Source organism: Geitlerinema sp. PCC 9228 (genome assembly GCF_001870905.1).
In the GTDB taxonomy this organism is placed as follows: domain Bacteria; phylum Cyanobacteriota; class Cyanobacteriia; order Cyanobacteriales; family PCC-9228; genus PCC-9228.
The window spans coordinates 22,808-29,470 of the sequence record NZ_LNDC01000115.1 but is presented as its reverse complement, the minus strand read 5'-3'; the positions used below and the strand labels follow the sequence as shown (position 1 = coordinate 29,470).

At 42.8% G+C, this 6,663-nt stretch carries 7 protein-coding genes and 2 pseudogenes; 4 read left to right on the top strand and 5 right to left on the bottom strand.

The window, feature by feature from the left end; genetic code table 11:
• Window positions 1-150 precede the first annotated feature (150 nt).
• Window positions 151-639 carry a hypothetical protein gene (locus tag AS151_RS12760; protein ID WP_084639560.1) on the bottom strand — a complete coding sequence of 163 codons (489 nt, stop codon included), beginning with the start codon at window positions 637-639 and terminating at the stop codon, window positions 151-153.
• Between the two features lie 294 nt (window positions 640-933).
• Here AS151_RS12760 and AS151_RS12755 point away from each other — a divergent pair.
• The 4 genes and pseudogenes from AS151_RS12755 to AS151_RS12745 form a co-directional block, all read left to right on the top strand.
• Window positions 934-1,185: pseudogene (locus AS151_RS12755) on the top strand (hypothetical protein); the annotation flags it as partial.
• 146 nt (window positions 1,186-1,331) lie between these two features.
• Complete coding sequence (locus AS151_RS22160; protein ID WP_170861391.1) at window positions 1,332-1,493, top strand: hypothetical protein; 162 nt, start codon at window positions 1,332-1,334, stop codon at window positions 1,491-1,493.
• A 176-nt stretch (window positions 1,494-1,669) separates the two neighbouring features.
• On the top strand, window positions 1,670-2,128 hold the full coding sequence (locus AS151_RS12750; RefSeq protein ID WP_139240644.1) for a hypothetical protein: 459 nt from the start codon (window positions 1,670-1,672) through the stop codon (window positions 2,126-2,128).
• Between the two features lie 2 nt (window positions 2,129-2,130).
• On the top strand, window positions 2,131-3,519 hold the full coding sequence (locus tag AS151_RS12745; RefSeq protein WP_071517444.1) for a hypothetical protein: 1,389 nt from the start codon (window positions 2,131-2,133) through the stop codon (window positions 3,517-3,519).
• Window positions 3,520-3,606: 87 nt separating this feature from the next.
• On the opposite strand, the gene AS151_RS12740 is transcribed toward AS151_RS12745, so the two are convergent.
• The 4 genes and pseudogenes from AS151_RS12740 to AS151_RS12725 all read right to left on the bottom strand — a co-directional run bounded on the left by AS151_RS12740 (window position 3,607) and on the right by AS151_RS12725 (window position 6,574).
• The gene (locus tag AS151_RS12740) at window positions 3,607-4,161 is read right to left on the bottom strand and encodes a hypothetical protein (protein ID WP_071517443.1); all 555 of its coding nucleotides are present in this window, start codon (window positions 4,159-4,161) and stop codon (window positions 3,607-3,609) included.
• A pseudogene (locus tag AS151_RS23240) lies at window positions 4,145-5,163 on the bottom strand (AAA family ATPase). Before AS151_RS23240 ends, AS151_RS12740 begins: the two are co-directional and overlap by 17 nt.
• A 95-nt stretch (window positions 5,164-5,258) precedes the next feature.
• Entirely contained in the window at window positions 5,259-5,600 is a 342-nt protein-coding gene (locus AS151_RS12730; RefSeq protein ID WP_071517442.1) for a hypothetical protein, read from the bottom strand.
• 143 nt (window positions 5,601-5,743) lie between these two features.
• Window positions 5,744-6,574 (bottom strand): hypothetical protein, encoded by an 831-nt coding sequence (locus AS151_RS12725; protein ID WP_071517441.1) that lies wholly within the window; start codon window positions 6,572-6,574, stop codon window positions 5,744-5,746.
• Window positions 6,575-6,663 lie beyond the last annotated feature (89 nt).

Here is a 6,663-nt window from a genome sequence, read left to right as displayed (position 1 = left end):
CATATCAATTAAAGAAGGTCGTAAATGGCTCTGGAAGCGGTATGAGCTGCTTCCTATTTTGCTAGAATGAAACAGCCCTGCTTTACAAGGGGGACAACAGGGGGTTCTGACCCGCTGGCATTATCGGAGCTTGCCAGTACGGATTTGGTATTAGTCGATAAAAAAAGCTAAAGTCGTAGTTTCTCCGTTGGCACGACAGCCGATGGTTAATACGCCTTGCAGAGCCTCACCATCACCACAAGCATAAATCCTGAAATCGATAACTTCTGGCGTATCGTAAACCGCTGCAAGAATGTTTTGTGCCATTTCCCGTTCTTCCGGATCGTCAAATAGCCATATATCTAAGACATCAGTGTAGTAATCATCATAAATATTTGCAGCAGTAGTGTATAACTCATTGACAAAATCACCCTGATTCTCGGTAGGGCGCTGGTAGGCAAGTTCCCAGTGAATCATCCAAAATGGTTCCAAGGAACCCCCAAAAAAATATCGGTAGTGCCGCAGGGCAACTTGTTCTAAATCTTCCCCAGGTTCTACTTTTTCGTAGAAGGTAACAAGTCCACCAGCTTCTGGCTTCGGAGGTGTGTAGAAAGCAAATAAATCGGTGACATAGTCCGGCAGTTGAGATGAGGAATGCATAACTCGCTTGATGGTTAAAACTTTAATTAAGATTCTAGCCAAAAGGCAATCTGGTTACAAGAGAAGCATTGGGAATCGAGCGAATGTTATACCAAATCCGATGTGTACAAATCACATTTGAGATACCAAAAGTACCGAGGAGGGGGAGGAAGACAGGTGGTGAGGTGGGAATTTTTTTCGGGTCTTTACAGTACGGGTTTCGTATTAGATAAAAACAGTTGTCTGGTTTTCTGAAAGAACCTAAAATTATATTCAAGTGACTTACAAGCCAGTACCCAAAATTTCATCAAAAAAATGAGCCAACCTGCAGACATTGGCGGCAAACGCTTGCTGAGTTTATCCCCAGAAAACTGGATTCAATGGGTAACCCAACTGCCGCAAGTGAAAATCGAAGAATTCATGAGTTCTGATTTTCAATGGGTCAATCGCGAAAACGACGTTTTACTCAACGAACTACAACTGCGTTACAACAACCACATTCCCCGCCGAATGAGAGCTTATGCTGCCCTAGCAGAAGAGCGCTATCGATGGCTAGTTTATCCGGTTGACGAAGAATTATACCATTTCCTTAATAATATGCAATAGATGATAGAGGCATTTTTGTAGGGGCGCAACGCGTGAGTAGGGACGCAACGCGTGAGCGCCTCTACCAGGGCAATTGGAAAAATCCAGACAATTGTTGTTTTTCAGAAATGGTATTAGAACCGTTGGAACTGTTGCTGTCGTTTTTTGCTTCCTTTGTGCTAGAACTACCAGTAGTCCGGGAAATTATGAGGTGGGATATGGCTGTTTTAAGAGAGTCTCCCTGGTATCAGGAAATTCTCAAAGAAGGTTTGGAAAGAGGACAACAATAAGGGGAAACCCAATTGGTTTTGCGCTTGTTGGCTCGTCGTTTGGGAACTGTGGATGAGTCGATACAGGAACAAGTTTGTTGGGTTTTTCCAGTATAGCAGATTTGCAGGCTTGGTTGGCACAACAGTAAATGGGGAACAATGACCGAACAGCGTATTTGCTATTATGGGGGCAAGCTTTGTCAGGGCAATCACACCGGGCTTGCCCCTACGATTTTCTGAACATTTTAGCCTACAAAGGGATGATGGAACCTGGGAAACAAACGACGCTAACAGCTTTTCTGGAGGCTTTAACCCAAATGGAAGAGTCTTTGCCTGATGATGTTCAGCAACGCTTGCATGGGGTTGCTTATGTTTTGCAACAAACAGGGGTAGAAGACCTGCACGAACTGGCTGCCAAATATCCTCCTTTTTATGATATTTATTTGCAAAAGCGCAACCAGTTGTTACAGCAAGAGGGGGAACGCGATAAAAATCAAACCTCACCACCGCCACCACCCAATCAGGAGTTCAACAGCGAACTGGAAAATATGGCGGTTTCGGTTTTTTCTGCTGAAGATTCGGTTGCGGCTGCCCAAGCTTCGGAACGCCCCAACCTTCTGCAAAAAATCCGCAACTGGCTGACGGGAAACCGATAAATATGAACGAACAGCAGATTATTTATCCGACTGTAGAAGTGTTTTTCTTCGATTTGCGAGAGGGATTGGGGGATTCTCCAGAAGAAATAGAGGTTCGTCGCCGGAATTTTTATGAAAAAATTTATGGGGAGAATACATACGAGCAAGGAGATTATCCCAAATTTTGCGATCGCGACAATCCTACCCAACCAGTAGTATTATTAGAAAAGGGTAGCGAATCCTTTCCCAATGGTGAAGATGGGCAATACTATCCCGTACAATTGGGCGATACCTATGCTTTGGTTGCTTCTTATTCTGGCAAGTTCGATGCCCACGGTCAACCCAACACCGAACCCCACACCATTCAGCCAGCCACCAACCATCCCAACGAAATTGGCATCCCTTTTGGCAACTTCCAAGGCAAACTGCAAGAGCGACTGCACCAAAAAACGCCGACTTTAGGGCAAACTTGGCTGATTTACGGCAAAATCCCCGACCCCAATGCCGACCTAACGCAAGTTGCCCAACAATGCTACCAACAAATGGTGGCTAACCCCAATTGGCATCGAGATTGTATCGGTGAGGGAAGTTTGCAAGGCGGTACTCTATTTGAAATTTGGCATTCCGATTCGCAGCCATCCCAATCCGCACATATTTTGATTTGGTTGTTTCCTGCTAGTAAAGATGTCGCAGCAATGCGCGAAGAGGTACCGGCATCTTGGTGGGATTTTCTCTATTTATTCCAATATCGCCACAAAATTCTATGGGCTTACGCGCAAAGCCGGTATTTGCGGAAGCAATTAAAACAAAATTTTGTCGAGTTAAAACAAAAAAGCGATCGCACCCAAATCTTACCACAAGAAATTGACCAAGGAAAAATTCCCGGGCGTGAGTTGCAAAATATCCTCACTGAAAATTTGGCAACCATGTCCAACTATACCGTCGATCTCAATTATCTGGACGACCAAAGGCGCAATATTGATATTAACATTCAAAACTATCGCGATCGCTTTTTCTACATGCAACAAAAATACCCAAATAGCGACCTGCAATGCTTGGGCAAATTTTCCGAAAGCGAGATATACGCCAAAAAATACCAACGCCAAATCACCGCCGACTACGAAAACCTACAACCCGGTCTCACAGTTCTGCAAAACCTCAACAATACCATCAGCGGCATCATCCACATCGAACAAACCAAAGTTGACCGCCGCCTCAACAACACCGTTGCCATTGTCGGCGTGGGGTTAGCCACCAGCAGCCTCGCCGCCTCTGTTGCTTTGGAAGGCCAAAATCCCCCCGATACCCATACGGATTTCCAATTCCTCACCGACCCCGCCTTTACCATCAGCCTGGGAATTGGTGTATTTTCCGCCGTTTTGGTTGCCGTCTTTCTGCGATTTCGCCGGTAACTCCTCCGGGATAATTGAAAATCTCTAGCATTTATTTGCTAGCTAGCAACAACCAAATTAAATGCAAAAAGCGCGATCGCACCTACTTTATCCAGACAGAAAGCGATCGGAGATATATCGAATTGCATCGGCAATTTTATCTGGTTTTTGAAAACTTTGGTATCCTAGCTTTTCTCTAATTTCATATTCTAGCCAACTCGTGCTAAAGTCACTATTGAGTTTGCTAGCAATTCCCTCCGAAATAGCTGGAATAAAGGCAGAAAAATGTTGGGGTTCTTGTAAGAAATCAGATCCACGGCTTTTCCGAACTTCATCTTCTATCCAAGAAGCAATTTCCATGGCTGTTAAACGGTCTTCACGTGCAGAACCAAGGGATACTTTAAACCGAGAAAAGGCGGATTGGGATGTATTGGGATTCGGTTGCGGTTCGGAACGCAATCCTTGATGAATTTCTAGCATCCCTAAAGTAACGCTCTCGTGAATGTAATAATCCAAAGCACTAACAGCAAGCACCCAAGCTGCCCTCAAAATATCTGAAATATCAAGAGCTGCGGTCACTTGCACTTGTAACGAATTATGCAGACTAATTAAATCTTTTACACGCTGAATGCTGATACGAAATTGCTCAATGGCTGGTCTCATGGACGGAAGATAAATGAATAATTTTATCAGCAAGACCGGAAAAGGTTTCTCGAAACTCTTTTTGTTTTTTCTGGTTTCTTTCTAATACAATGCCATCTTGCTTTAATTGTTCTGGTGTTAAATCATAAATTGGAGTACGATGTTTTTGCGACAATGCAATTAAGCTATTAAAATTTGATAGTTTGGCTAAAGTGAAACTATTTGGATCGATTCCTTGTTCCGAGTAATATTCTAGTGAAAAAAGCATGTTGTTATTTCTTAAAACTGGAGAAAGTTTCTCTGAAACATCATTTTCAACATTTTGAATCCACTTTTCAAATGCTTTGGTTTCTTTACCATGTACGATTCCGAAATTTTGTACAATTGTTCCTAAAAATTTTAAATTAATTTCAGGAAAGGGATAAGTAGCTTCTTGAAAAATTGGTAAAGCACGTGCTCGTTTGGCCCATCCATACCATTTTAGTAAGATATTAATTAAAGAATCAATAGCCATTACTGAAAAGAAATCTGCCATTGTCGGTACTAAAAAGAAATCGCTGGTCATCAGTAAATTTTGATTGATGGCTCCCAAACTGGGACTCATATCAATTAAAATATAGAACCGGGTAAATTCTGTAAAGTCCGAATGGAACCACTAAGTTCTTGAGCCACACCAAGGGTTACTTCATATTCTGCCAAACCCACATGACCAGGTAGCAAAAACAGCTTTTCTGGTCTTTCGATAGGTACGCAATCTACTGGTTGAATAGATTTTGGTTGCGACTCAAATGCTGGTGCTAGACCAGTTTTGATATTGGAGTGGGTTTGGTATATATTTTCTATGCGATTTTCATCCTCTTCTGTATGTTCCCCTAGCGCTATCCCTGTGAGATTGCATTGTGGGTCGGCATCTACTAAGATAGTTGTTTTGCCTTTGGAGGCTAGCATCCAACCGACATGAAAAGCACTGGTGGTTTTGCCTACACCACCTTTATGGTTAAAGAAAGCAATTTTTTGGACCATATTCAAGGTCGTTCGTTTAGGAATTGAAAGCTTTCCCGTACGGAAGGGAAATAAACCTTTTTCAAGAATAGCACATCCGCTTTTCTGGGAAGAATCTAAAATAAAATGCGCCCAGTGGTGAGCATTTGATAGCCAACGGTGATAGAAGCAAAGGAAACCACAAATTGCCACAAGGTTGTAGCAGTGAGAACGGCATTGCTGCTTAGAAATACCAAAACAATACCAATTACAAGGGGAATCCAGCCCAAATTTTTCTGGCTTCTAGGCAAATACACCAACATGACCAAACCGGCAATCAAAGCCAAAATCGAACCGTCGGCGGCAATTCCCCGCCAAAAATAAGGGTGGGGATTGGTGGTGAAAATAATATTCTGACCTAGCATGTAGATGCCGAAGATAACCAAAGCGAGTCCCAAAAGTTGAATGATGAGTCTCATAAAAGCTGCCTCCTCGAATTGCGATTTTGCCAATGTAGTTTCTTAATCTAGTCTAGAGGATCTACGCCTGTAGCGGCGGACCAATTTATATAATTTATAGATTTCGGCGTTTGTTGGCAAACACAAGCAAAAGCTATATCCCATCAGTAGGGTGCCTGTATGGGGGTGAATGTCATATCGTTAAAATCATAAATTAATTGGATATCTTGCAATCGGTTGCTGCGCAAAGACCCCTTATAAAGACATCCTTTCTCTGCCCACACCAATCGGTTTCTATCCCACTCTGCCCACTCCCAATCGGGATAGGATAGGGTGGTTCCAGATGGCCGATGGCAGAGTTCGTGTTTGTCCCAATAACATCCTTTGCCTTCGATATGGTAAAGTTCTGCATGGGCAAATTTGCGCAAGACCCACCCTTTTTTTAAGGATTTTTCAAAAATATCCATTCTCTCGCAATTGCCGGAAGAGATTCTGTCAATATACTGCCAGTTATCTCTTTGCAGTCGTAAATAATAGACCCCGGGACATTCGCCACCGTAATAAGCTGGTATTTGATAGGTTTGGTCTCGGCGAACTTCACTGGAATCGCGCAACATTGTATGCGACCAGCCTTCATTTAACCAATAAGTGCGATCGCTTGTAAACAAACCACCACCAAACCAGCAATCTCCTTTTGACAATAATACCAAAGCTTTCAGCCAGGGTGCCCGAGAAATGGCGGTCCACGACCCTTTCGTTTGAGAATCCCATTTGCCATTCATAGCAAAATAAATGACATATTTGCCATCACCAGATAAATCGCTGCGGCGTTCGTAAATACGACCTTTTAACCACTGACCCAATACAAATGTATCCTGCTTTCTATCCCAAAGCAACGTACAAACTTGTTTGGAAGGACCGCGTCGAAACACCAAACCCACCGGTTCTTTTCTAGCAAGAATAACATGAAGTCTGGCAGGAAAAAAATTTTTCATGGGAGCTTTTCCAAGGAACTTACAATTATTTTAATTCAATGATTCAAAAACCTACAAAACCACAACAACTTGTTCTTTTTTCAATACTC